This is a genomic window from Pseudomonas sp. R2-7-07 (genome assembly GCF_003852355.1).
Lineage (GTDB): Bacteria > Pseudomonadota > Gammaproteobacteria > Pseudomonadales > Pseudomonadaceae > Aquipseudomonas.
The window spans coordinates 5,025,199-5,046,860 of record NZ_CP027759.1; the positions used below are offsets into that span (position 1 = coordinate 5,025,199).

19 protein-coding genes are annotated in these 21,662 nt (G+C 62.2%); 14 read left to right on the forward strand and 5 right to left on the reverse strand.

The features are described 5' to 3' along the window. Positions 1–112: 112 nt before the first annotated feature. On the reverse strand, positions 113–1,765 hold the full coding sequence (locus C4J86_RS23010) for an acyl-CoA dehydrogenase family protein (protein WP_124371960.1): 1,653 nt from the start codon (positions 1,763–1,765) through the stop codon (positions 113–115). Between the two features lie 68 nt (positions 1,766–1,833). Further along, positions 1,834–4,233 carry a hybrid sensor histidine kinase/response regulator gene (locus C4J86_RS23015; RefSeq protein ID WP_124371961.1) on the reverse strand — a complete coding sequence of 800 codons (2,400 nt, stop codon included), beginning with the start codon at positions 4,231–4,233 and terminating at the stop codon, positions 1,834–1,836. A gap of 277 nt (positions 4,234–4,510) precedes the next feature. Here C4J86_RS23015 and C4J86_RS23020 point away from each other — a divergent pair, with 277 nt between their 5' ends. The 4 genes from C4J86_RS23020 to C4J86_RS23035 all read left to right on the forward strand — a co-directional run bounded on the left by C4J86_RS23020 (position 4,511) and on the right by C4J86_RS23035 (position 8,063). Further along, on the forward strand, positions 4,511–5,308 hold the full coding sequence (locus tag C4J86_RS23020) for a hydroxymethylpyrimidine/phosphomethylpyrimidine kinase (RefSeq protein ID WP_124368463.1): 798 nt from the start codon (positions 4,511–4,513) through the stop codon (positions 5,306–5,308). Between the two features lie 49 nt (positions 5,309–5,357). Continuing rightward, complete coding sequence (gene thiE / locus C4J86_RS23025; protein ID WP_124364538.1) at positions 5,358–5,987, forward strand: thiamine phosphate synthase; 630 nt, start codon at positions 5,358–5,360, stop codon at positions 5,985–5,987. 11 nt (positions 5,988–5,998) lie between these two features. Further along, positions 5,999–7,282, forward strand: a complete 1,284-nt coding sequence (gene hemL, locus C4J86_RS23030) for a glutamate-1-semialdehyde 2,1-aminomutase (RefSeq protein WP_124364539.1) — start codon at positions 5,999–6,001, stop codon at positions 7,280–7,282. A 226-nt stretch (positions 7,283–7,508) separates the two neighbouring features. After that, positions 7,509–8,063 carry a tetratricopeptide repeat protein gene (locus tag C4J86_RS23035; RefSeq protein WP_065886862.1) on the forward strand — a complete coding sequence of 185 codons (555 nt, stop codon included), beginning with the start codon at positions 7,509–7,511 and terminating at the stop codon, positions 8,061–8,063. Between the two features lie 12 nt (positions 8,064–8,075). On the opposite strand, the gene C4J86_RS23040 is transcribed toward C4J86_RS23035, so the two are convergent. Then, complete coding sequence (locus C4J86_RS23040) at positions 8,076–8,402, reverse strand: DUF1820 family protein (protein WP_003194436.1); 327 nt, start codon at positions 8,400–8,402, stop codon at positions 8,076–8,078. Between the two features lie 132 nt (positions 8,403–8,534). Between C4J86_RS23040 and miaB the strand changes: the two genes are divergently transcribed. The 5 genes from miaB to lnt all read left to right on the forward strand — a co-directional run bounded on the left by miaB (position 8,535) and on the right by lnt (position 13,949). After that, positions 8,535–9,863: a tRNA (N6-isopentenyl adenosine(37)-C2)-methylthiotransferase MiaB gene (gene miaB / locus C4J86_RS23045; RefSeq protein ID WP_124371962.1), complete on the forward strand. Its 1,329-nt coding sequence runs from the start codon at positions 8,535–8,537 to the stop codon at positions 9,861–9,863. Positions 9,864–10,079: 216 nt separating this feature from the next. Continuing rightward, a complete protein-coding gene (locus tag C4J86_RS23055; protein ID WP_124364541.1) occupies positions 10,080–11,084 on the forward strand; it encodes a PhoH family protein in 1,005 nt (334 codons plus the stop codon). Next, positions 11,077–11,550, forward strand: a complete 474-nt coding sequence (gene ybeY, locus C4J86_RS23060; protein WP_124364542.1) for an rRNA maturation RNase YbeY — start codon at positions 11,077–11,079, stop codon at positions 11,548–11,550. The genes C4J86_RS23055 and ybeY overlap by 8 nt, the downstream gene beginning before the upstream one ends. 27 nt (positions 11,551–11,577) lie before the next feature. Then, positions 11,578–12,417 carry an HlyC/CorC family transporter gene (locus C4J86_RS23065; protein WP_122483878.1) on the forward strand — a complete coding sequence of 280 codons (840 nt, stop codon included), beginning with the start codon at positions 11,578–11,580 and terminating at the stop codon, positions 12,415–12,417. Between the two features lie 8 nt (positions 12,418–12,425). Then, positions 12,426–13,949 (forward strand): apolipoprotein N-acyltransferase, encoded by a 1,524-nt coding sequence (lnt, locus tag C4J86_RS23070; protein WP_124371964.1) that lies wholly within the window; start codon positions 12,426–12,428, stop codon positions 13,947–13,949. A 123-nt stretch (positions 13,950–14,072) separates the two neighbouring features. Here the strand turns inward: lnt and C4J86_RS23075 are convergent, their stop codons facing one another. Continuing rightward, positions 14,073–14,834 carry a YdcF family protein gene (locus tag C4J86_RS23075; protein ID WP_124371965.1) on the reverse strand — a complete coding sequence of 254 codons (762 nt, stop codon included), beginning with the start codon at positions 14,832–14,834 and terminating at the stop codon, positions 14,073–14,075. 92 nt (positions 14,835–14,926) lie between these two features. Then, complete coding sequence (locus C4J86_RS23080) at positions 14,927–15,244, reverse strand: hypothetical protein (protein WP_124371966.1); 318 nt, start codon at positions 15,242–15,244, stop codon at positions 14,927–14,929. A 261-nt stretch (positions 15,245–15,505) separates the two neighbouring features. Here C4J86_RS23080 and leuS point away from each other — a divergent pair, with 261 nt between their 5' ends. From leuS to C4J86_RS23105, 5 genes are all read left to right on the forward strand, one after another. Further along, positions 15,506–18,112, forward strand: coding sequence for a leucine--tRNA ligase (gene leuS, locus C4J86_RS23085; RefSeq protein WP_124371967.1), 2,607 nt, complete (start codon positions 15,506–15,508; stop codon positions 18,110–18,112). 90 nt (positions 18,113–18,202) lie between these two features. Further along, entirely contained in the window at positions 18,203–18,808 is a 606-nt protein-coding gene (gene lptE, locus C4J86_RS23090; RefSeq protein ID WP_124371968.1) for an LPS assembly lipoprotein LptE, read from the forward strand. Positions 18,809–18,847: 39 nt separating this feature from the next. Further along, complete coding sequence (holA, locus tag C4J86_RS23095) at positions 18,848–19,885, forward strand: DNA polymerase III subunit delta (protein WP_124371969.1); 1,038 nt, start codon at positions 18,848–18,850, stop codon at positions 19,883–19,885. 208 nt (positions 19,886–20,093) lie between these two features. Then, positions 20,094–20,258 (forward strand): alternative ribosome rescue factor ArfA, encoded by a 165-nt coding sequence (gene arfA / locus C4J86_RS23100; protein ID WP_003176285.1) that lies wholly within the window; start codon positions 20,094–20,096, stop codon positions 20,256–20,258. 62 nt (positions 20,259–20,320) lie between these two features. Next, positions 20,321–21,646, forward strand: a complete 1,326-nt coding sequence (locus C4J86_RS23105) for a lytic murein transglycosylase (protein ID WP_124371970.1) — start codon at positions 20,321–20,323, stop codon at positions 21,644–21,646. Positions 21,647–21,662 lie beyond the last annotated feature (16 nt).

The window sequence follows — 21,662 nt, forward strand, 5'->3', positions numbered from 1 at the left end:
CTTTAAAATGTGGGAGGGGGCTTGCTCCCGATAGCGGTGTGACAGTCACTGGATTCTTGGCTGACATACCGCTATCGGGAGCAAGCCCCCTCCCACACTTGACCGCATTTATTCAAGGAGATAGCGGGGTTGAACGGGCGACAAGGGCCTGCACATCCACCCCGCGCGGCAAGGCGCCGTACGTCCGCCCCGACGACTCACCCAACCGACTGGCCACAAACCCATCGCTGACCGCCGCATTCCCCGCCTCCAGCAACAACTTGGCCTGCAACGCCAGGGCAATGTCCTCGGTCAGTTGACGGGCGCGGTATTGGATATCCTGGGTGTCCATGAACGCTGACTTCAACCCCTCGATATGCCGCGCCAGCCGGGGGTCGCCATGCCCATCGCCCAGTTCGACAAACAACGCCTCCAGCACACCCGGTTCCTTGGACAATGCCCGCAGCACGTCCAGGCATTGCACGTTGCCGGAACCTTCCCACGTTGAATTCACCGGCGCCTCACGGTACAGACGCGGCAGGATGCTGTCCTCGACATACCCGGCGCCGCCCATGCATTCGGCGGCTTCGTTGATCATGGCCGGCGCCCGTTTGCAGATCCAATACTTGCCCACCGCCGTGACCAGCCGGGCGAATTTGGCTTCCTGTTCATCCCCCAGGTGATCCAGCGCCCGGCCCATGCGCAGGCTCAAGGCCAAGGCCGCTTCGCTTTCCAGGGCCAGGTCGGCGATCACGTTCTGCATCAGCGGTTGTTCGCTCAGCACGCGACCGCCGACCGAGCGATGGGCGCAGTGGTGGCTTGCCTGGGTCAAGGCCTGGCGCATCAGCGCGCTGGAACCGACCATGCAATCGAAGCGGGTCATGGCGACCATCTCAATGATGGTCGGCACGCCGCGCCCCTCTTCACCGATCATCCAGGCCAGGGCGCCACGGAACTCCACCTCGCTGGAGGCGTTGGAGCAGTTGCCGAGTTTGTTCTTCAACCGCTGGATGTAGAACTCATTGCGCGTGTCATCCGGGCGATGCCGGGGCAGCAGGAAACAGGTCAGGCCCTTGTCGGTCTGGGCCAGGGTGAGGAAGGCGTCGCACATCGGCGCGGAGCAGAACCATTTGTGCCCGACCAGTTCGTAGGCCTGGCCCGGCCCACCCGCGCCCACCGCGTAGGCGCGGGTGGTGTTGGCGCGCACGTCGGTGCCACCCTGTTTTTCGGTCATGGCCATGCCGATTGTCGCACCGGCCTTGTGGACGATGCCGACGTTGCGCGGGTCGTATTGGGTACTGAGGATCTTCGGCAGCCAGAGGTCCGCCAGTTCCGGTTGCAAGCGCAGGGCCGGGACGCAGGCGAAGGTCATGGTCAGCGGGCAACCGGTGCCCGCTTCGGCCTGGCTGTGCAGGTAAGTCATCGCCGCACGTGCGACGTGGGCGCCGGATTGCGGATGGGCCCACGGCAGCGACGGCAGGCCGTGCTCGACGGCGGTGCGCATCAGTTCGTGGTAGGCGGGGTGAAACTCCACCAAGTCAATTCGATGACCATAACGGTCATGGCTGCTGAACACCGGCTTGTGCTGGTTGGCCAGGAACCCGGCCTCCATCAACGGCCCGCCGGCCAGGGCACCATAGGCATCGATGCGCGACTCGGCCCAGCCGGCGCCAAAGCGACGCGCCCACTCTTGCAGGGGCAGGTCGATGCGGTACAGGTTGGTACCGTCCAAAGACGGTGGCTGGTTGGTGACGTCGTGGGTTTCGGCAAACCGGTGCAGGTTCATGACGGGCCTCTTGGAAACAGGCCACGTGACATCGAGGCCTTGATTTCAGTTAAGCACCGTCCCAGGCCTTAAAAAAGTGGCATACGCGCCGAATGTTCGGCGCTTTCGCCCTCTGGTGGACACAGCACGAGCCGCTCCAGCGTCGCCTGCAAAGCCTCGAAACGTACTGGCTTGGCCAAGTGATCGCTCATGCCGATGCCATGGCAGCGCTCACGGTCCGCAACATTGAGCGCGCTGCTCAGGCCGATCACCGGTAACTCACCGCATCCCGGTAAGGCACGGATCTGACAGCACAATGAGAAGCCGCCCTCAGGCACATCCAGCACTACTGCGTCGAACCTGTGCTCCTGCAACGCCGCCAATGCCGCCGGGCCGCCATCCACGGCCTTGACCCGATAACCCAGCTTGAGCAGCATGCCGCGCACCGCCAATTGCGCCACGCTGTTGTCGTCCACCAACAACACCGTGCAATCCTGCGGCGCTCGTTGTGCAGGCCGCAACTGTGCGGTGGGCTTGGGCTCGGGCGGCACCGGCTTGACGTCCATTTCCAGCTGGAAGCGACTGCCCCTGCGCGGCTCTGAATGATGGGTGAGGCGGCCGCCCATCAGCTCGATCAGCTGCCGGCAAATCGCCAGGCCAATACCCAGGCCGCCGTATTCGCGGGTCATCGAACCATCGAGCTGGAAGAAGCGCTGGTACAGCGTGGCCTCGTCGAGAAAGGCGAAGCCGATACCGGTATCGGTCACGATAAAGCTCAGGCGCAATCCGCCATCCGCCTGGGGGACGCCCACCACGCGTATGCGCACCGCACCGTCGTGGGTGAATTTGAATGCGTTGTCCAGCAGGCAATCCAGGCACTGGATCAGTTTGTCGGCGTCACCGATCACGCGGTCCGGCACGGCATCGGCGACGTCAATGGAAAACGCCAGGCCCTTGGCCTGGGCGCTGGCCGCGAACTGTTGACGCACGGTTTCCAGCACGCCGCGCAGGCCGAACACCTGCGGGCGGGCAGCCAGGCGGCCAGCCTGCAACTCGGTCAGGGTGAGAATGCCGTTGACCATGCGCATCATGTCCCGCGCCGAACCGGCGGCGGTTTGCTGGTACTGCGCCAGGTCATCGTCCAGGGACACGGTTTGCATCAGTTCCAAGGAGCCGATCACGCCGTTCATCGGCGTGCGTAATTCATGGGTCAAGGTGGCAAGGAATTCATCCTTGAGCCGATTGCTGCGGGCCAATTGCTGGTTGAGCACTTCGAGTTTCTGGCTGGCGTCGAACAGGATCTGCGCCTGCTGCTCGCGCATGCCGTTGATGCGGTCGGCCAGGGCCAGGGACAGCAGCGCGACTTCAATGGCCGAGCCGATCTGGCTGGCATACATCGTGAGGAATACGTTGGGCAAGTAGCCCAGCACCATCAGCGTATTGACTACCCCGCCGAGTAAAAACGCCGACCAGGCAATGATGAAATAGCGCGCCATGCGCTGGCCGCAATACCAGGCCTTGATCGCAGCCACGAAGATGGTCACGGTAAACACCAGTGCCAGGCCGGTGGCCAGGCGTAGGGCCACCGCGTAGCTGGTCAACAGCGCCAGCGCCATGACCACCCCGCCACAGGCCGCCAGCCCCAGCAGGATACGGTCGAGCCAGCGGCTGTGTTGCGCGGTGTGCAGGAAGCTGCGCGCGAACAGGCTGCCGAACAAGGCGGCCGAGCCGATCAGAAACGGCACCGCCGCGTTCGCCCACCACGGGTTGTTCGGCCAGAAGTACTCCACGGCCACGCCATTGACCGACAGCTGGTACAGGCCGAACGAGGCTATGTAGAGGATGTAATAGAGGTAGCTGGTGTCGCGGACGCTCAAATAAATGAACAGGTTGTATACCAGCATACCCAGCAACACGCCGTAGATGGCGCCCAGCACATACAAGCGCAGCGGCTGTTCTTCCATATAGGCCGTGCCTGCCCAGAGGGTCAACGGCGCCTGGATCGAGCCTTGGCTCTGCAGGCGCAGGTAGATCGTCTGCTGCTGGCCGGGCAGGAAATTGAGCTTGAACAGGTAGTTGGCCTGGCGCACTTCACGGCTGGAAAACGGTAACGCGCTGCCGGTGCGAGTGGTGAGTCGATAGGTGCCGGTGCCGTCGTTCTGGTACAGCTCGAGGCGATTGAGTGGCGGGTAAGCCAGCTCCACAAACCAGGTCCGCGGGGAGCGGGGGTCAACAGCGGTGTAATGCAGGTTGACCTTCAACCAGAACACCGAATGCGAATAACCGGCATTGAGGGTGGGTGTGTCATGGGGTTTGAATTGAGCGGCGTAGGCAGGGGAACTGACGTCGGCGATGGTGAGGGTGCCGGTCGGGTCTTCGAGCACTTGCATGACCCGGCCCAGTGGCAGGCTTCGGGTGCTCTGATTGAACTCGGCGGCGCCGGCCAGCAGCGGCAGCCCGCACAATAATAAAATCAGCAAATAGCGCATAGAGCCCCAGCGTGGCCTGTCCGGTTATGGCAAAAAGCTCCCCCGTTCCTTTTGAGAAGACGTACACCGGCGATACAGTAAGTTGTTTGGATCCACTTTAGCATAGCCGGTAAAGGCCATTGGACACCATGGTAACTATTTTTCAGATGGCCCTAGGACGAGGCTTTCAGCGTATTTGCAGAAGATGTTCAGCCACCACAAAAGGCTCATCCCAGGGCAACATTCCCTCATCGCCGGACGGCCACGCAAAAAGCGTTTGGTGGTAAGCTCGCGCACCATGAATATCTACAGCTCTCGCCCCGTTGTTCTCTGTCTCTCCGGCCATGATCCCAGTGGTGGCGCCGGCCTGCAGGCCGATATCGAAGCCCTGCTCGCCCAGGGCTGCCACGCCGCTGCGGCCGTCACCGCGCTGACCGTGCAAAACACTGTCAACGTCAGTGACTTTCGCGTGCTCGACCGCGAGTGGGTGCTGGCCCAGGCCAATGCGGTGCTCAGCGATTCCGAAGTCGCGGCGGTCAAGCTGGGCATGCTCGGTTCTACCGCGATGGTCGACACGGTGGTCGAACTACTGCAGGCGCACCCGCACCTGCCGGTGGTGTGCGACCCGGTGCTGCGCGCCGGAGGCGGTGGCAGCCTGGGCAAGGATGAAGTCGGTTATGCGATGCGCGAGCGGCTGCTGCCCCTGGCGCTGATCGCCACACCCAACCTGCCCGAAGCCCGCATCCTGGCCGAATTGCCTGACGGCAGCGCCGACGAATGCGCCGAGAAGCTGTTGCCCTACATCAAGCATCTGCTGATCACAGGCGGCCACGGCGACGAGCACGAAGTGCACAATCGCCTGTACAGCCGCGATGGCAGCCGCCATACCTACACGTGCCAGCGTTTACCCGGCAGTTATCACGGCTCGGGGTGCACGCTGGCCAGTGCGCTTACGGGGCGGCTCGCCCAGGGCGAAGGCCTGGTCAGCGCCGTGCAGTCGGCGCTCAACTACACCTGGCGCACCCTGCGCGATGCCGAACGACTCGGCCAGGGCCAGTTCGTACCGCGTCGGTTGCCACTGGATTTCTGCTCGTAGTTCACCTTTCATCACCACTTACCGCTCGTCACAGCAAGGGGCTTGCCCGATGAAACTACGTGGCCTTTACGCCATTACCGACAGCCAACTGTTGGCCGGCAAATTCCTCGCCTACGTCGAAGCGGCGTTGGACGGCGGCGTGACATTGCTGCAGTACCGCGACAAAAGCAGCGACGAAGCGCGCCGCCTGCGTGAAGCCGAGAAACTGCGGGAGCTGTGCTCGCGCTACAAGACCCACCTGATCATCAACGATGACGCCGAACTGGCCGCGCGCCTGGGCGTGGGCGTGCACCTGGGCCAGACCGACGGCCCGCTGACCCCGGCGCGGGCGCTGCTCGGCTCCAAGGCGATCATTGGCGCAACGTGCCACAGCCAGATTGAGCTGGCCGAACAGGCCGCCCGGGAGGGCGCCAGTTATGTCGCCTTTGGCCGCTTCTTCAATTCCACCACCAAGCCCGGCGCACCGGCCGCCAGCCTTGAAATGCTGGCCGAGGCGCGCCAACGCCTGCACCTGCCGATCTGCGTGATCGGCGGCGTCACCCTGGAAAATGCCGAGCCACTGGTAGCCCACGGCGCCGACCTGCTCGCCGTGGTGCACGGCCTGTTCGGCGCCGACAGCACCCAGGAAGTCACGCGCCGCGCCCGTGCGTTCAACGATCTTCTTAAATCTTCAGTGTAGAGAGCCCGATCATGTCCCGTTCCGAAACCCTGTTTGCCAATGCCCAGAAACACATCCCCGGCGGTGTGAACTCCCCCGTGCGGGCGTTCAAGAGCGTGGGCGGCACGCCGTTGTTCTTCAAGCATGCCGAAGGCGCCTATGTCACCGACGAAGATGACAAGCGCTACGTCGATTACGTCGGCTCCTGGGGCCCGATGATCCTCGGTCACAGCCACCCGGACGTGCTGGACGCCGTACGCCAGCAGTTGCAGCATGGTTTGTCCTACGGTGCTCCAACCGCGATGGAAACCGAGATGGCCGACCTGGTCTGCTCGATCGTGCCGTCGATGGAAATGGTGCGCATGGTCAGCTCCGGCACCGAAGCCACCATGAGCGCAATCCGCCTGGCCCGTGGTTTCACCGGTCGCGACAGCATCATCAAATTCGAAGGTTGCTACCACGGCCATTCCGACAGCCTGCTGGTAAAAGCCGGTTCCGGCGCGCTGACCCAGGGCGTACCGAGTTCGGCCGGCGTACCGGCGGCGTTCGCCAAACACACCCTGACCCTGCCATTCAACGACATCGCCGCGGTCGAGCAGATGCTCGGTGAAGTCGGCCAGGACGTGGCGTGCATCATCGTCGAGCCGGTCGCCGGCAACATGAACTGCGTACCACCGGCCCCAGGCTTCCTCGAAGGCCTGCGCGAACAGTGCGACAAACACGGCGTGGTGCTGATTTTTGACGAAGTGATGACCGGCTTCCGTGTCGCCCTCGGTGGCGCCCAGGCCCATTACGGCGTTACACCGGACCTGAGCACCTTCGGCAAGATCATCGGTGGCGGCATGCCAGTGGGCTGCTTCGGCGGCAAGCGCGAGATCATGCAGCACATCGCCCCACTGGGCCCGGTCTACCAGGCCGGCACGCTGTCCGGTAACCCGCTGGCGATGGCCGCCGGCCTGACCACCCTGCGCCTGATCAGCCGCCCTGGCTTCCACGCCGAGCTGACCGACTACACCACCCGCCTGCTGGACGGCCTGCAAGTGCGGGCCGACGCTGCCGGCATCCCGTTTGTCACCACCCAGGCCGGCGGCATGTTTGGCCTGTACTTCAGCGGCGCCGACGACATCGTCACCTTCGATGACGTGATGGGCAGCGACGCCGACTTGTTCAAGCGCTTCTTCCACCTGATGCTCGAAGGCGGTGTGTACCTGGCGCCCAGTGCGTTTGAAGCCGGCTTCACCTCGATCGCCCACGGCGATGCCGAGTTGAAGCTGACCCTGGACGCTGCCGAGCGCGCCTTTGCGGCCCTGAAATAAGTGACGGCATCCTCTGACGTTTGCCCGTGCCAACGTCAGATTTGCTACCTTGCTTACAGACATTTCTCGCTTTTTTCGAGAATTGCCCTGCAATCCGGCAGATAACTTGCCCAAGCAGCAGAAAAACGAGTAAAGACTTTGTAAGCAGAGGCCTGCTTATTTCATAATGCGCGCTTATTGGACCCCGCGAGGGTCCGCGCGCCCCGTCAGAGGTAAGTCGATTCCCATGAAACGCACCGGCCGCACCCTGGTTCTGGGCTGCCTGTTGCTCCTTCAGCCGCTGCTGGCACATGCACAAGCAGGCGGCAACTCGTTGTTAATCCCAGCGATGGGTCGTTGCACCCTCAATACCCAGCCCGACACCCAGGCCGAAGCCCTGAGCGCGTGCCAGAAACAGGCTGATGAAGGGGATGCGCAAGCGCAATACGAGTTGGGCGAGTACTTCCACGACAGCAAGAACCCGGCCGTCGACCTCAACAAAGCCTTGAGCTATTTCGAGAAGGCTTCGCTACAGGGCCACGCCCAGGCGCAATTCCAGCTGGGCAACATGTTTTTCCGTGGCGAAGGTGTACCGGCCAATAACGTCCAGGCCTACATCGTGCTGAAAATGGCGGCGGTCAACGGCGCCGAAGACGCGCTGGACACCGCCGACGAAGTGGCCGAGCACATGCAGCGTGATGAACTGGAAGTAGCGACCCAGGTGCTGGGGCAGATTTTCCGCAATTACCTGCAGGAATTGCAGAGCGCCGATGGGCGTTCGCCCTTTTCACCCCTTCCCTGATTCAGCGTTGCCTTACTTCTCAGGCATTGGCATCGGAAACGGCATCACATTGCTGGTGCCCCGCGCCTCGCTGATCTTCGGCGTGCCCAGGCGCTCGACTTCGTCGATGCGCACAATCGAATGCATCGGCACAAAACTGCGCACCACGCCTTCGAACTGGGCCTTGAGCTTTTCCTCGCCTGGATCGACGACCAGCTGCGTGCGCTCGCCAAAGACGAACTCTTCCACTTCCAGGAAGCCCCACAGATCACTTTGATAGATCTGCTTGGCGTACATTTCGAACACCTGGCCCTGGTTAAGGAAAATCACCTTGTAGATTGGAGCTTCACGTTTGGTCATGGGGGGCGGGCAGCACATCGGCGGATATAAATGAGGGCGCGAACTATAGCATGGCACCCGATGCACAGTGCTAGGAACCAATGGACATGCCCCCTATAATGCGCGGTTCTTTACCACCAGTTGACGATTCCCATGGCCAAGAAGCTTTACATTGAAACCCACGGTTGCCAGATGAACGAGTACGACAGCTCGCGCATGGTCGATCTGCTGGGTGAGCATCAGGCCCTGGAAGTCACGGCTCGCGCCGAAGATGCCGACGTGATCCTGCTCAATACCTGCTCGATCCGCGAACGGGCCCAAGACCGGGTCTACTCGCAGCTGGGTCGCTGGCGCGAATTGAAACTGGCCAACCCGGACATGGTGATCGCCGTCGGCGGTTGCGTGGCCAGCCAGGAAGGTGCGGCCATTCGTGACCGCGCGCCCTATGTCGATGTGGTCTTCGGCCCGCAGACCCTGCACCGCCTGCCGGAAATGATCGATGCCGCACGCGCCACCAAGCTGCCGCAAGTGGACGTGTCGTTCCCCGAAATCGAAAAATTCGACCATCTGCCCGAGCCGCGCATCGACGGGCCAAGCGCCTATGTATCGGTGATGGAAGGCTGCAGCAAGTACTGCACCTTCTGTGTAGTGCCCTACACCCGTGGCGAAGAAGTCAGCCGGCCGTTTGACGACGTGCTGGCGGAAATCATCCACCTGGCCGAAAACGGCGTGCGCGAAGTGACCCTGCTGGGCCAGAACGTCAACGGCTACCGCGGCCAGACCCACGACGGACGCCTGGCCGACCTGGCGGAGCTGATTCGCGTAGTCGCCGCCGTCGATGGCATCGAGCGCATCCGCTACACCACCTCGCACCCGCTGGAGTTCTCCGACAGCCTGATCCAGGCCCACGCCGACGTGCCGGAGCTGGTCAAACACCTGCATTTGCCGGTGCAATCGGGCTCAGACCGCATCCTGTCGGCAATGAAGCGCAACCACACAGCCCTGGAGTACAAGTCCAAGCTGCGCAAACTGCGCGCCGCCGTGCCGGGCATCTGCATCAGTTCGGACTTTATCGTCGGCTTCCCTGGCGAGACCGAGAAAGACTTCCAGCAAACCATGAAGCTGATCGAGGACGTGGGCTTCGACTTCTCCTACTCGTTCGTCTACAGCCAGCGCCCCGGCACCCCAGCGGCCGACCTGCTGGACGAAACCCCGGAAGCGTTGAAAAAGGAACGCTTGAATGCGCTGCAACATCGCCTGAATCAGCAGGGTTTCGAGATCAGCCGACAAATGGTCGGTTCGATCCAGCGCATCCTGGTAACCGATTACTCGAAGAAAGACCCCGGCGAATTGCAGGGCCGCACCGAGAACAATCGCATCGTCAACTTCCGCTGCGACAACCCGACCCTGATCGGCCAGTTTGCCGATGTGCACATCGATGCGGCGCAACCGCACTCGTTGCGTGGCTCGTTGATCCAGTAATTCCCAGGTCAACACATATCCAATGTGGGAGGGGGCTTGCTCCCGATGGCGGAGTGTCAGCCAGCACATGCGGCGACTGACACACCGCCATCGGGAGCAAGCCCCCTCCCACACTGAGACCGTGCAACATTCCGATGACGTAAGTGCTTTCGCACACCGGCGCGTGGCGTTATTCTCTCTTTCACCTCAACAGCCAAAGGGCGGCTAAAAGCGACCTTGAACGCACCTACAGTAGAACCCCATCGTTTTCTCCTCGAGCCGTTTGAGGCTCGCCGTTTCGCCAACCTGTGCGGACAGTTCGACGAGCACCTGCGGCTGATCGAACAACGCCTGAGCATCGAGATCCGCAACCGCGGCAATCAATTCGAGCTCATTGGTGAACCTCAACACACCACGTCTGCGGAAAACCTGCTGCGCCGTCTCTACCGCGAAACCAAGGGCAGTGAGCTGTCGCCGGAAACGGTGCACCTGTACCTGCAGGAATCCGCCGTGGAAGACCTGGCCAACAATCCGGTGGCCGAAGCCAGCGTGGCCCTGCGTACCAAAAAAGGCATGATTCGCCCACGCGGCTTGAATCAGCAGAAGTACGTCAAGGAAATCCTCGGTAACGATATCAACTTCGGCATCGGCCCGGCCGGTACCGGCAAGACCTACCTGGCCGTGGCCTGTGCGGTGGATGCCCTGGAGCGCGAACAGGTTCGCCGCATCCTGTTGGTGCGCCCGGCCGTCGAGGCGGGCGAAAAGCTCGGCTTCCTGCCCGGCGACCTGGCCCAGAAGATCGACCCGTACCTGCGCCCGCTCTACGACGCGCTCTACGAAATGCTTGGCTTTGAATACGTGGCCAAGCTGATCGAGCGTCAGGTGATCGAAATCGCGCCGCTGGCCTACATGCGCGGTCGCACCTTGAACAACAGCTTCATCATTCTCGACGAGAGCCAGAACACCACGGTCGAGCAGATGAAGATGTTCCTCACCCGTATCGGTTTTGGCTCCACGGCCGTGATCACCGGTGATATCACCCAGGTCGACCTGCCCAAGGGCACCAAGTCGGGCCTGGGCCAGGTGATCGAAGTGCTCAAGGATGTGCCGGGTATCAGCTTTACGCATTTCATGCCCAAGGACGTGGTGCGCCACCCGCTGGTGCAGCGCATTGTCGAGGCCTACGAGCGCTTCGAACACCGCGACGACGGCCTGTCCAAGGACGTGCGCCGCGATGCTTGAGCTTGACCTGCAACTGGCCACCGAAGCGGCCGCGCCCAGCGAAGCACAGTTCCGTCAGTGGTGCGAGCTGGCCCTGCGCCAGCGCACCGCCGATTCGGAGCTGACCATTCGTCTGGTGGACGAGCCCGAAGGCCGTGAGCTGAATCACACCTGGCGCCAGAAAGACTACGCGACCAACGTGCTGTCTTTCCCCGCCGACGTGCCCGACGAGTTTCTGGATATCCCGCTGCTGGGCGACCTGGTGATTTGTGTCGCGGTGGTCGAGCGCGAGGCGCGGGAGCAAGAAAAGGAACTTGAGGCCCACTGGGCCCATCTAGTCATCCACGGCTGCCTGCATCTCTTGGGTTACGACCATATAGACGATGACGAAGCCCTGGAAATGGAAGCGCTGGAACGAACGTTGCTTGCAGAACTGGGTCATCGCGACCCGTATGCCGACGACGAAAACCAATCGACACTCAACTGAAACAATCAAGGATTTAGAGTAATCGCTATGAGCGAAGACCGATCGAGCAACGGGCAAAAGTCATGGCTGGGTAAACTGACCCAGGCTTTTGCCCACGAGCCGAAAAACCGCCAGGAGCTGCTGGAGCTGCTGCGCGAGGCCCACCAGAACAAGTTGCTGGACAGCGAAGCGCTGGCCATCGTCGAAGGCGCCATCCAGGTGGCTGACCTGCAAGTACGCGACATCATGGTGCCGCGCTCGCAGATGATCAGTATCAGGGCGACCCAGACCCCGCGCGAATTCCTCCCGGCCGTGATCGACTCGGCGCACTCGCGCTACCCGGTGATCGGTGAAAGCCATGACGACGTCATGGGCGTCCTGTTGGCCAAGGACCTGTTGCCGCTGATCCTCAAAGAGAACGGCGACAACTTCAACATCAAGGACCTGCTGCGCCCGGCCACCTTCGTGCCTGAGTCCAAGCGCCTGAATGTGCTGCTGCGCGAATTTCGCGCCAACCACAATCACATGGCGATCGTGATCGACGAATACGGTGGCGTGGCGGGCCTTGTGACCATCGAGGACGTGCTGGAGCAGATCGTCGGCGACATCGAAGACGAGCACGACGTTGAAGAAGACAGCTACATCAAGCCACTGCCCAGCGGTGACTTCCTGATCAAGGCATTGACGCCCATCGAGAACTTCAACGAGTTCTTCGACAGCGAATTCTCCGACGACGAGTTCGACACCGTCGGCGGCCTGGTGATGAGTGCGTTCGGGCACCTGCCCAAGCGTAACGAAACCACCGAGATCGGCGCCTATCGCTTCCGCATCCTGAATGCCGACAGCCGCCGCATCCACTTGATCCGTTTGACTCCTATTGCCCGTTAAGGACTGAAATGCGCCGTCTGATCGCACCCGGCTGGCCCGGTAATCTGCTGGCCGTGGTGGCCGGCGCCATCACCACCCTGGCGCTGGCGCCGTTCGATATCTGGCCGCTGGCGCTGGTGGCGGTCGGTGTGTTCTATATCGGCCTGCGCGAGCTGACACCTCGCCAGGCCCTGGGGCGCGGCTGGTGTTTCGGTTTCGGCCTGTTTGGCGCCGGCACCAGTTGGATCTACTACAGCATCCACCACTTCGGCGGCGCTTCGGTGCTGCTGGCGGGTTTCCTGATGCTGCTGTTCACCGCCGCCATCGCCTGGTTCTTCGCCCTGCCCGCCTGGCTGTGGGCGCGCTGGCTGCGCCGCAATGAAGCGCCCCTGGCCGATGCGCTGACCTTCGCGGCGTTGTGGGTCGGCCAGGAAGCCTTTCGTGGCTGGTTCCTCACCGGTTTTCCGTGGTTGTACTCCGGCTACAGTCAACTCGACGGCCCGCTGACCGGCCTTGCGCCCTTGGGCGGGATGTGGCTGATTTCGTTCGCCCTGGCGCTGACGGCAGCCCTTTTGTGCAACCTGCCGCGCCTGTTGGCGAGCAAGCGCAACAGTTTCATCGCCGCCGGCCTGGTGCTGCTCGTTGCACCCTGGGCCATTGGCCTGGCGCTCAAGCACCATGCCTGGACCTCGCCCTCCGGCCCGCCCTTGAGCGTGGCCGCCATCCAGGGCAACGTCGAACAAAGCATGAAGTGGGACCCCGAGCAGCTCAATGCGCAGCTGGCGCTGTACCGCGACATGAGTTTGAGCTCCAGGCGCGTCGACCTGCTGGTATGGCCGGAAACCGCCGTTCCGGTGCTCAAGGAGTCGGTCGAAGGCTACTTGGGCATGATGGGCAAGTTCGCCGCCGAGCGTAATACCGCGCTGATCACCGGGGTACCGATTCGCCAGGAAGTACGCCATGAGAAGCGCTACTTCAATGGCATCACCGTGGTCGGCGAAGGTGATGGCACCTACCTCAAGCAAAAGCTGGTGCCCTTTGGTGAGTACGTGCCGTTGCAGGATATGTTGCGCGGGTTGATCGCCTTCTTCGACCTGCCCATGTCGGACTTCGCCCGCGGCCCCGCCGACCAGGCGATGCTCCAGGCCAAGGGTTATCAGATCGCACCGTTCATTTGCTATGAAGTGGTGTACCCGGAGTTCGCCGCTGGCCTGTCGGCCCAGAGCGACCTGCTGCTGACCATCAGCAATGACACCTGGTTCGGCCGCTCCATCGGCCCGCTGCAGCACCTGCAGATGGCGCAGATGCGCGCGCTGGAAGCCGGCCGCTGGATGATCCGCGCCACCAACAACGGCGTGACCGGCCTGATCAACCCGTTTGGGCAGATCACCGCACAGATCCCGCAATTCGAGCGCGGCATTCTCTATGGCGACGTGGTGCCGATGCACAACCTCACGCCTTACCTGCAATGGCGGTCGTGGCCGCTGATCATTGTGTGCGTGCTGTTGTTCGGTTGGGCGCTGCTGGCGGGTCGAATGGCCAAGACGGTCTAACAGATCAAACACAAAACCAATGTGGGAGGGGGCTTGCCCCCGATGGCGGTGTATCAGTGCCAGATGTACTGACTGACACACCGCAATCGGGAGCAAGCCCCCTCCCACACTTGGCCTGCGGTGCTACTTGTAGAACAACCGGTACCCCACCTGCCCCACCGCCTCATTGATCAACTGCCCGCTCTGCCATACCGCCTTGACCTCCGGCATCCAGCCGCCCAGTGGACGCGCGTTATCCACGCCCAGGAACCCCACCGGCGCCGGCACCACGGTAAAGCCGGCCTTTTCAAAACTCCACACCGAACGCGGCATGTGCCAGGCTTGAGTCACCACCACCACGCGCTTGATGCCTTGAGGCAAGAGAATCTCGGCGCTCATCAGGGCGTTTTCCCAGGTGGTGCGGCTACGCTCTTCTTTCCAACGCACCGTCACGCCGAAGTCATCCTCCATCGACACCGCCATCAACTGCGCCTCGCTGGGCGGCGTGCCGTAATGCAGGCCACCGGTGGTCAGCACCGGCAACCCGGACGCCTTGGCCAGCCGCGCCGCATAACGCTCACGCTCCAGGCCGATGCCGGTGGGTTGGTCGGTGCCCCAGGCAATGTCGCCGCGCTCGCGCCCGGAACCCAGCACCACAATCGCATCGGCGCGCTGGGCCAGGCTTGCCCAGTCTTCGCGGGCCAAAGGCGGCGCTGTCTCCAAGGCGTGCGCGCCCCACTGCACCATTACCGGCAGGCTGATCAGCCACATCCCGCCCAATCCCAAGGCAAAGCAACACCCCGCCAGGCGCGGTCGACTGCGGCGAAACCACCAGGCAAGCGCCAGCAACAGCAAGAAAATACCGGGCGGCAGTAACAATTGTTTGATGAAATAACGAAAAGGCATCGGGCATCTCCAAAGATGCCCGAAGCCTAGATGCAACGGGGTTCGGCAACAATCCTTACCAGCACATTTTGCAAAGTGGCGGATAACGCGGGTTACTTACACCGTACGGATCGGAAACGTTCCGGGCCGCGGCCGGCCGGCAGGTCCTTCAGCCAAATCACCTTGGCCGAACGGGAAGGCGCCTGGACTGGCGGGGAGGCCTGCCCATCAGAGGCGCGTTGGTGGTGCAACGCCAGATAGTTCTTGATCAAGTCAAGCTCTGCCTGGCTCAAGCCTTGCAACTCCAGCTCCAGAGGCCGTTCACCACGCAATCGGCCTGCGGTTCTTGCGGCATCCAATGCCCGACCCAAACGGTCGATCAATCCTTCATATAATTGCGGTTTCGTTAAAGTTCGCTGCGATTCAGCCATCCCCTCACCTCATTGAAGAAATACATGCTCCCCAATAAACAGCGTAGCCCCCGTGGCTGCGCCTGCCCGATGCCGCGACAGACGGCCCTGCCTGCGCAATCAGGGTTTCCCTCGATAGAGTGGGGTCATGTATGCTACGGCGCTTCCTGTAACTCCACTTCCCGCAGGGTTTGGGCACGGACGCGCCGCTTTCTGGTGTCGAACAACCCGGACACTGCACCGAAGAGGAATAGGCCACCCTTATTCAGTTCAAAAGTAGCCATGCACGAACAATATCAGCCCCGTGAAATAGAAAATGCCGCACAAACCTTCTGGGACGAGCAAAAGTCCTTTGAAGTCAGCGAACAGCCAGGCAAGGAGACTTTCTATTGCCTATCGATGTTCCCTTACCCCAGCGGCAAGCTACACATGGGGCACGTGCGTAACTACACCATCGGCGACGTGATTTCCCGCTACCAGCGCATGCTCGGCAAGAACGTCCTGCAACCCATGGGTTGGGATGCTTTCGGCATGCCGGCGGAAAACGCCGCGATGAAAAACAACGTAGCCCCCGCCAAGTGGACCTACGAAAACATCGCCTACATGAAGACCCAGCTGCGCAGCCTGGGCCTGGCGGTGGACTGGTCCCGCGAAGTGACCACCTGCAAGCCGGATTACTATCGCTGGGAACAATGGCTGTTCACGCGCCTGTTCGAAAAAGGCGTGATCTACAAAAAGAGCGGCACCGTGAACTGGGACCCGGTCGACCAGACCGTGCTGGCTAACGAACAGGTGATCGACGGCCGCGGCTGGCGTTCCGGCGCGCTGATCGAAAAGCGCGAAATCCCGATGTACTACTTCAAGATCACCGCCTACGCGGATGAACTCCTGTCGAGCCTCGACGACTTGCCGGGCTGGCCCGAACAGGTCAAGACCATGCAGCGCAACTGGATCGGCAAATCCAAGGGCATGGAAGTGCAGTTCCCGTACAACGTCGACTCGATCGGCGAAGCCGGCGCACTCAAGGTATTCACCACCCGCCCCGACACCCTGATGGGCGCAACTTACGTCGCCGTGGCCGCTGAACACCCGCTGGCCACCCAGGCCGCACAGAACAACCCTGAGCTGCAGGCGTTCATCGCCGAATGCAAAGGTGGCAGCGTGGCTGAAGCCGATGTCGCGACCCAGGAGAAAAAAGGCCTGCCGACCGGGCTGTTCGTCGAGCACCCGCTGACTGGCGAGAAGCTGCCGGTCTGGGTAGCCAACTATGTGCTGATGCACTACGGCGACGGCGCGGTCATGGCGGTGCCGGCTCACGACGAGCGCGATTTCGAATTCGCCACCAAATACAACCTGCCGATCAAGTCCGTGGTGCGCACCAGCGCGGGCGAGACCAACCCGGCCCCGTGGCAAGACGCCTACGGCGAGCACGGTACCCTGATCAATTCCGGCGAATTTGACGGCCTGGACTTCCAGGGCGCATTCGACGCGATCGAAGTCGCGCTGATCAAGAAAAACCTCGGCGCCTCGCGCACCCAGTTCCGCCTGCGCGACTGGGGCATCAGCCGCCAGCGCTACTGGGGCTGCCCGATCCCGATCATCCACTGCGAAAGCTGCGGTGACGTGCCGGTCCCGGAAGACCAGTTGCCGGTGGTCCTGCCCGAAGACGTGGTGCCGGACGGCGCCGGCTCGCCTCTGGCGCGCATGCCCGAGTTCTACGAATGCAGCTGCCCTAAATGCGGCGCGCCGGCCAAGCGTGAAACCGACACTATGGACACCTTCGTCGAGTCCTCGTGGTATTACGCCCGGTACGCCTCGCCGCACTATGAAGGTGGCCTGGTCGAGAAATCCGCAGCCGATCATTGGCTGCCGGTGGACCAGTACATCGGTGGCATCGAACACGCCATCCTGCACCTGCTGTACGCGCGCTTCTTCCACAAGCTGATGCGTGACGAAGGCCTGGTCAGCTCCGACGAGCCGTTCAAGAACCTGCTGACCCAGGGCATGGTAATCGCCGAGACCTACTATCGCCGCGAAGCCAATGGCGCCTACACCTGGTTCAACCCGGCGGACGTCGAACTCGAGCGTGACAGCAAAGCCAAGGTCATCAGCGCCAAGCTCAAATCCGACGGCCTGCCGGTGGAAATCGGCGGCACCGAGAAGATGGCCAAGTCGAAGAACAACGGCGTCGACCCACAATCGATGATCGATCAGTTCGGCGCCGACACCTGCCGCCTGTTCATGATGTTCGCCTCGCCGCCCGACATGAGCGCCGAATGGTCCGACTCCGGCGTAGAAGGCTCGCACCGCTTCCTCAAGCGCGTCTGGCGCCTGGCCCATGCCCACGTCAGCCAGGGCTTGCCGGGCAAGCTGGACGTCGCCGCCCTGAACGATGAGCAGAAGGCCATTCGCCGCAGCACCCACCTGGCTATCCGCCAGGCCAGCCAGGACGTAGGGCAGAACCACAAGTTCAACACCGCCATCGCCCAGGTGATGACGCTGATGAACGTGCTGGAAAAAGCCCCGCAGGCCACGGAACAGGATCGCGCATTGATCCACGAGGGCCTGGAAACGGTTACCCTGCTGCTCGCGCCGATCACGCCGCACATCAGCCACGAATTGTGGAACCGCCTGGGCCACAGCGGTGCCGTCATCGACGCCCGCTGGCCGGTGCAGGATGACAGCGCGCTGGTACAGGACACGCTGCAACTGGTGATTCAGGTCAACGGCAAACTGCGCGGCCAGATCGACATGCCGGCCAGCGCCAGTCGTGAAGAAGTCGAAGCGGCTGCACGCTGCAACGAGAACGTGCTGCGCTTTACCGAAGGCCTGACGATCCGCAAAGTGATCGTAGTGCCCGGAAAACTGGTCAATATCGTCGCCAGCTAAATCGGATCGGGCGCAGGGCTTGAGCCCTGCGCCGAACTAAACCTTCAGGGCCTCGATACGGCCCGCCTGGTTTCAAGGGGAGCAACAAACATGATCAAACGCAATCTGCTGGTAATGGGCCTGGCCGTTCTGTTGAGCGCGTGCGGCTTCCAGCTGCGCGGCACCGGCACCAACGAATTGTCGCTCAAGGAACTCGACGTCAGCGCACGCAATGCCTACGGCGAGACCGTGATTCAGCTGCGCCAGGCCCTGGAAAACAGCGGTGTGCGCGTCTATACCGGGGCCACCTACAAACTGGACCTGGTTGATGAGCGCGAAACCCAGCGCAACATCAGCTACGCCAGTGCGGGCCGCGCGTCGGATGTCGAGTTGACCACCACCGTCAACTTCGAAGTACAAGGCCGCGATCACTTGCCACTGATGGGTGACAAGATCCAGGTGCAGAAAGTCGTGAGCCACGACGGCAACAACCTGGTGGGTTCGGACTCCGAGACCCTTCAGGTGCGCAAGGAAATGCGTCGTGAGCTGGTCCAGCGCATGATGACTCGCCTGCAACTGCTGACCCCGGAAAAACTCGCGGAGCTGCAGCAAATCGCCGACAACAAGGCCAAGGCTGACGCCGATGCGCTGAAAGCCGCGCAAGAGTATGAAGACAACACGCCGAAACAGTCGCCTGTTGAAGTCCCTGTCGAGTAAGCCAAACGGGGCGCTCCTGGCGCCCCGTTCGCCCTGCCTATGAAACTCGCCCCCGCCCAACTCGCCAAACACCTGCAAGGTGGCCTCGCGCCTGTCTATATTGTCAGCGGCGATGACCCGTTGCTGTGCCAGGAAGCGGCCGACGCCATTCGCACGGCGGCGCGCCAGCAAGGTTTCGATGAACGCCAGGTGTTCAGTGCCGATGCCAGTTTCGACTGGGGCACGCTGCTGCAGGCAGGCGCGAGCATGTCGCTGTTTGCTGAAAAACGCCTGCTTGAGCTGCGCCTGCCCTCGGGCAAGCCGGGCGATAAGGGCGCGGCGGCGTTGATGGAATATTGCGCGCGCCCTGCTGAAGACACGGTGCTGCTGGTCAGCCTGCCCAAGCTCGACGGCAGTGCGCAGAAAACCAAATGGGGCAAGGCGCTGGTGGAAGGCCCACAGACCCAGTTCATCCAGATCTGGCCGGTGGACAGCAGCCAGCTGCCGCAATGGATTCGCCAGCGCCTGTCACAGTCCGGGCTGTCGGCCACGCAAGACGCCGTCGAGCTGATCGCCGCCAGGGTCGAGGGCAACCTGCTGGCCGCCGCCCAAGAGATCGAAAAGCTCAAGCTGATGGCGGAAGATGGGCAGATTACCGTCGAAACCGTGCAGGGCGCGGTGGCTGACAGTGCGCGGTTCGATGTCTTCGGGCTGGTGGACGCGATCCTCAACGGTGAACCGGCCCACGCCCTGCGCATGCTAGAAGGGCTGCGCGGCGAAGGTGTGGAACCGCCGGTGATTCTCTGGGCCCTGGCCCGGGAACTGCGGGTGCTGGCTAACATCGCTTTGCAATACAGCCAGGGCACCCCCCTGGACAAATGCTTCAGCCAAGCCCGACCGTCGGTGTGGGACAAGCGCAAACCCCTGATGAGCAAGGCCCTGCAACGGCACTCGGCGCAACGCTGGGCGCAACTGTTGCTGGAAGCGCAGCGCATTGATGCACAGATCAAAGGCCAGGCGGCCGGTTCGCCGTGGATGAGCCTGAGCCGTTTGTCACTGCTGATGGCCGGCCAGCGCCTGGCATTGCCTGCCGAATAACCCCCGCAAGAACACCAAAAACCCAATGTGGGAGGGGGCTTGCTCCCGATAGCGGTGTAACAGTCAAAAAATCCAGTGACTGACACTCCGTCATCGGGAGCAAGCCCCCTCCCACATTTTGTTTGTGTTTACAATTTTCAGGCTTTACAGCGCCGCAATATAGGCAGATTATTTTCGCCGCTCCACCCACCCGAACGAGAGAAAGATCATGAGCAAAAAGCCATCCAAGCATGGCCCGAACAAGGCCAAATCCATCATCGCCCAGCCCCTGTTCCGCAGCCGTCAAGAACGCGCCGGCAAGGGCAAAGGCAGCTACCGCCGCGAAGCCTTCCAGTCTAATAGCTGGGAGGCTTCTTACTTTCTGGCTGCCTGAAGGCAAGCGCCCCTCTGGCATGATAAGGTCTGCACTGGATTTGTAACCCCCTGGACCTGTGCATGCCCTCTAGTCTTTCCCGTCGTTGGCACCTTCGCCAATTGATCGCTGCCTCCAGCCTCATTCTGCTTGTCGCCTGCGCGGAAAAACCCACCGCCGCGGACGCTCAACCCCTGCCCACGCTCAAGACCGTACCGGCCGTGGCGCCTGCCGTCGTTGCGCCGCTGGCGGTAGACAACCTGAACATCCAACCGACCCAGACCTTCGCCGAATGGCAGGCCGGTTTCCGTGCGCAGGCCCTGCAAGCCGGAATCACCGCCGACGTCTTCGATAATGCCTTCGCCGGCGTCAGCCCGGACATGGCGGTGATTCGCGCCGACCGCAGCCAGCCGGAGTTTTCCCGGCCGGTGTGGGAATACCTCGACGGCGCGCTGTCGCCGCTGCGCGTGCGTAATGGCCAGGCGTTACTGGTCAAGTACGCCGATATCCTACAGCGCATCGAAGAGCGGTATGGCGTCGATCGCCAGGCACTGGTCTCGGTGTGGGGCATGGAAAGCAACTTCGGCCAGTTCCAGGGCAATAACTCGGTGATTCGCTCCCTCGCGACCCTGGCTTATGAGGGCCGTCGCCCGGCGTTCGCACAGGCGCAACTGCTGGCGGCGCTGCAGATCATCCAGCACGGCGATATTGCGGCCGACCAGATGAAAGGTTCCTGGGCCGGCGCAATGGGCCAGACCCAATTCATCCCCACCACCTACAACACCCATGCCGTGGATTTCGACGGCGACGGCCGCCGCGATATCTGGAACAGCCCCGGTGACGCCCTCGCGTCCACTGCCCATTACCTGCAAAGCTCCGGCTGGCAGAAAGGCCAGCCGTGGGGCGTTGAGGTGCAGCCACTGCCAACGGGCTTCGACTACTCCCTGGCCGATGGTGGCATCCGCAAGACCGTCGCCGAATGGCTGCAACTGGGCATCCAGCTGCCGCTTGGCGCAAGCCTGCCAGCCAATGTCGACCAACTGTCCGCCGCCCTGCTGTTGCCGGCCGGCTACCGTGGCCCGGCGTTTCTGGTTCTGGATAACTTCCGTGCGATCCTGAAGTACAACAACTCGTCGTCCTATGCACTGGCCGTTGGCCTGCTGTCGGAGCGATTTGGTGGCGGTGGTGTGATTCGCGGGAGCTGGCCGAAGGATGAGCTACCGCTGAGCCGCTCGCAACGCATCGACCTGCAGACGGCGCTCAGCGCCAAGGGCTACGACGCAGGCAATGCCGACGGGATCATCGGCGCCAACACACGCAAGGCGATTCGAACGGCGCAGCAAGCGCTGGGCTGGCCGGCGGATGGGTATCCGACGGTGAAGCTGCTGGAGTCACTGCAGGGCCGATAGATGTGCTCAAGGCAAC

What these genes read in the sequence shown, in the direction of transcription:
- C4J86_RS23010 (WP_124371960.1), bottom strand. Translation starts at nt 1,765, where the DNA reads ATGAACCTGCACCGGTTTGCCGAAACCCACGACGTCACCAACCAGCCA.
- C4J86_RS23015 (WP_124371961.1), bottom strand. Translation starts at nt 4,233, where the DNA reads ATGCGCTATTTGCTGATTTTATTATTGTGCGGGCTGCCGCTGCTGGCC.
- C4J86_RS23020 (WP_124368463.1), top strand. Translation starts at nt 4,511, where the DNA reads ATGAATATCTACAGCTCTCGCCCCGTTGTTCTCTGTCTCTCCGGCCAT.
- thiE (WP_124364538.1), top strand. Translation starts at nt 5,358, where the DNA reads ATGAAACTACGTGGCCTTTACGCCATTACCGACAGCCAACTGTTGGCC.
- hemL (WP_124364539.1), top strand. Translation starts at nt 5,999, where the DNA reads ATGTCCCGTTCCGAAACCCTGTTTGCCAATGCCCAGAAACACATCCCC.
- C4J86_RS23035 (WP_065886862.1), top strand. Translation starts at nt 7,509, where the DNA reads ATGAAACGCACCGGCCGCACCCTGGTTCTGGGCTGCCTGTTGCTCCTT.
- C4J86_RS23040 (WP_003194436.1), bottom strand. Translation starts at nt 8,402, where the DNA reads ATGACCAAACGTGAAGCTCCAATCTACAAGGTGATTTTCCTTAACCAG.
- miaB (WP_124371962.1), top strand. Translation starts at nt 8,535, where the DNA reads ATGGCCAAGAAGCTTTACATTGAAACCCACGGTTGCCAGATGAACGAG.
- ybeY (WP_124364542.1), top strand. Translation starts at nt 11,077, where the DNA reads ATGCTTGAGCTTGACCTGCAACTGGCCACCGAAGCGGCCGCGCCCAGC.
- C4J86_RS23065 (WP_122483878.1), top strand. Translation starts at nt 11,578, where the DNA reads ATGAGCGAAGACCGATCGAGCAACGGGCAAAAGTCATGGCTGGGTAAA.
- lnt (WP_124371964.1), top strand. Translation starts at nt 12,426, where the DNA reads ATGCGCCGTCTGATCGCACCCGGCTGGCCCGGTAATCTGCTGGCCGTG.
- C4J86_RS23075 (WP_124371965.1), bottom strand. Translation starts at nt 14,834, where the DNA reads ATGCCTTTTCGTTATTTCATCAAACAATTGTTACTGCCGCCCGGTATT.
- C4J86_RS23080 (WP_124371966.1), bottom strand. Translation starts at nt 15,244, where the DNA reads ATGGCTGAATCGCAGCGAACTTTAACGAAACCGCAATTATATGAAGGA.
- leuS (WP_124371967.1), top strand. Translation starts at nt 15,506, where the DNA reads ATGCACGAACAATATCAGCCCCGTGAAATAGAAAATGCCGCACAAACC.
- lptE (WP_124371968.1), top strand. Translation starts at nt 18,203, where the DNA reads ATGATCAAACGCAATCTGCTGGTAATGGGCCTGGCCGTTCTGTTGAGC.
- holA (WP_124371969.1), top strand. Translation starts at nt 18,848, where the DNA reads ATGAAACTCGCCCCCGCCCAACTCGCCAAACACCTGCAAGGTGGCCTC.
- arfA (WP_003176285.1), top strand. Translation starts at nt 20,094, where the DNA reads ATGAGCAAAAAGCCATCCAAGCATGGCCCGAACAAGGCCAAATCCATC.
- C4J86_RS23105 (WP_124371970.1), top strand. Translation starts at nt 20,321, where the DNA reads ATGCCCTCTAGTCTTTCCCGTCGTTGGCACCTTCGCCAATTGATCGCT.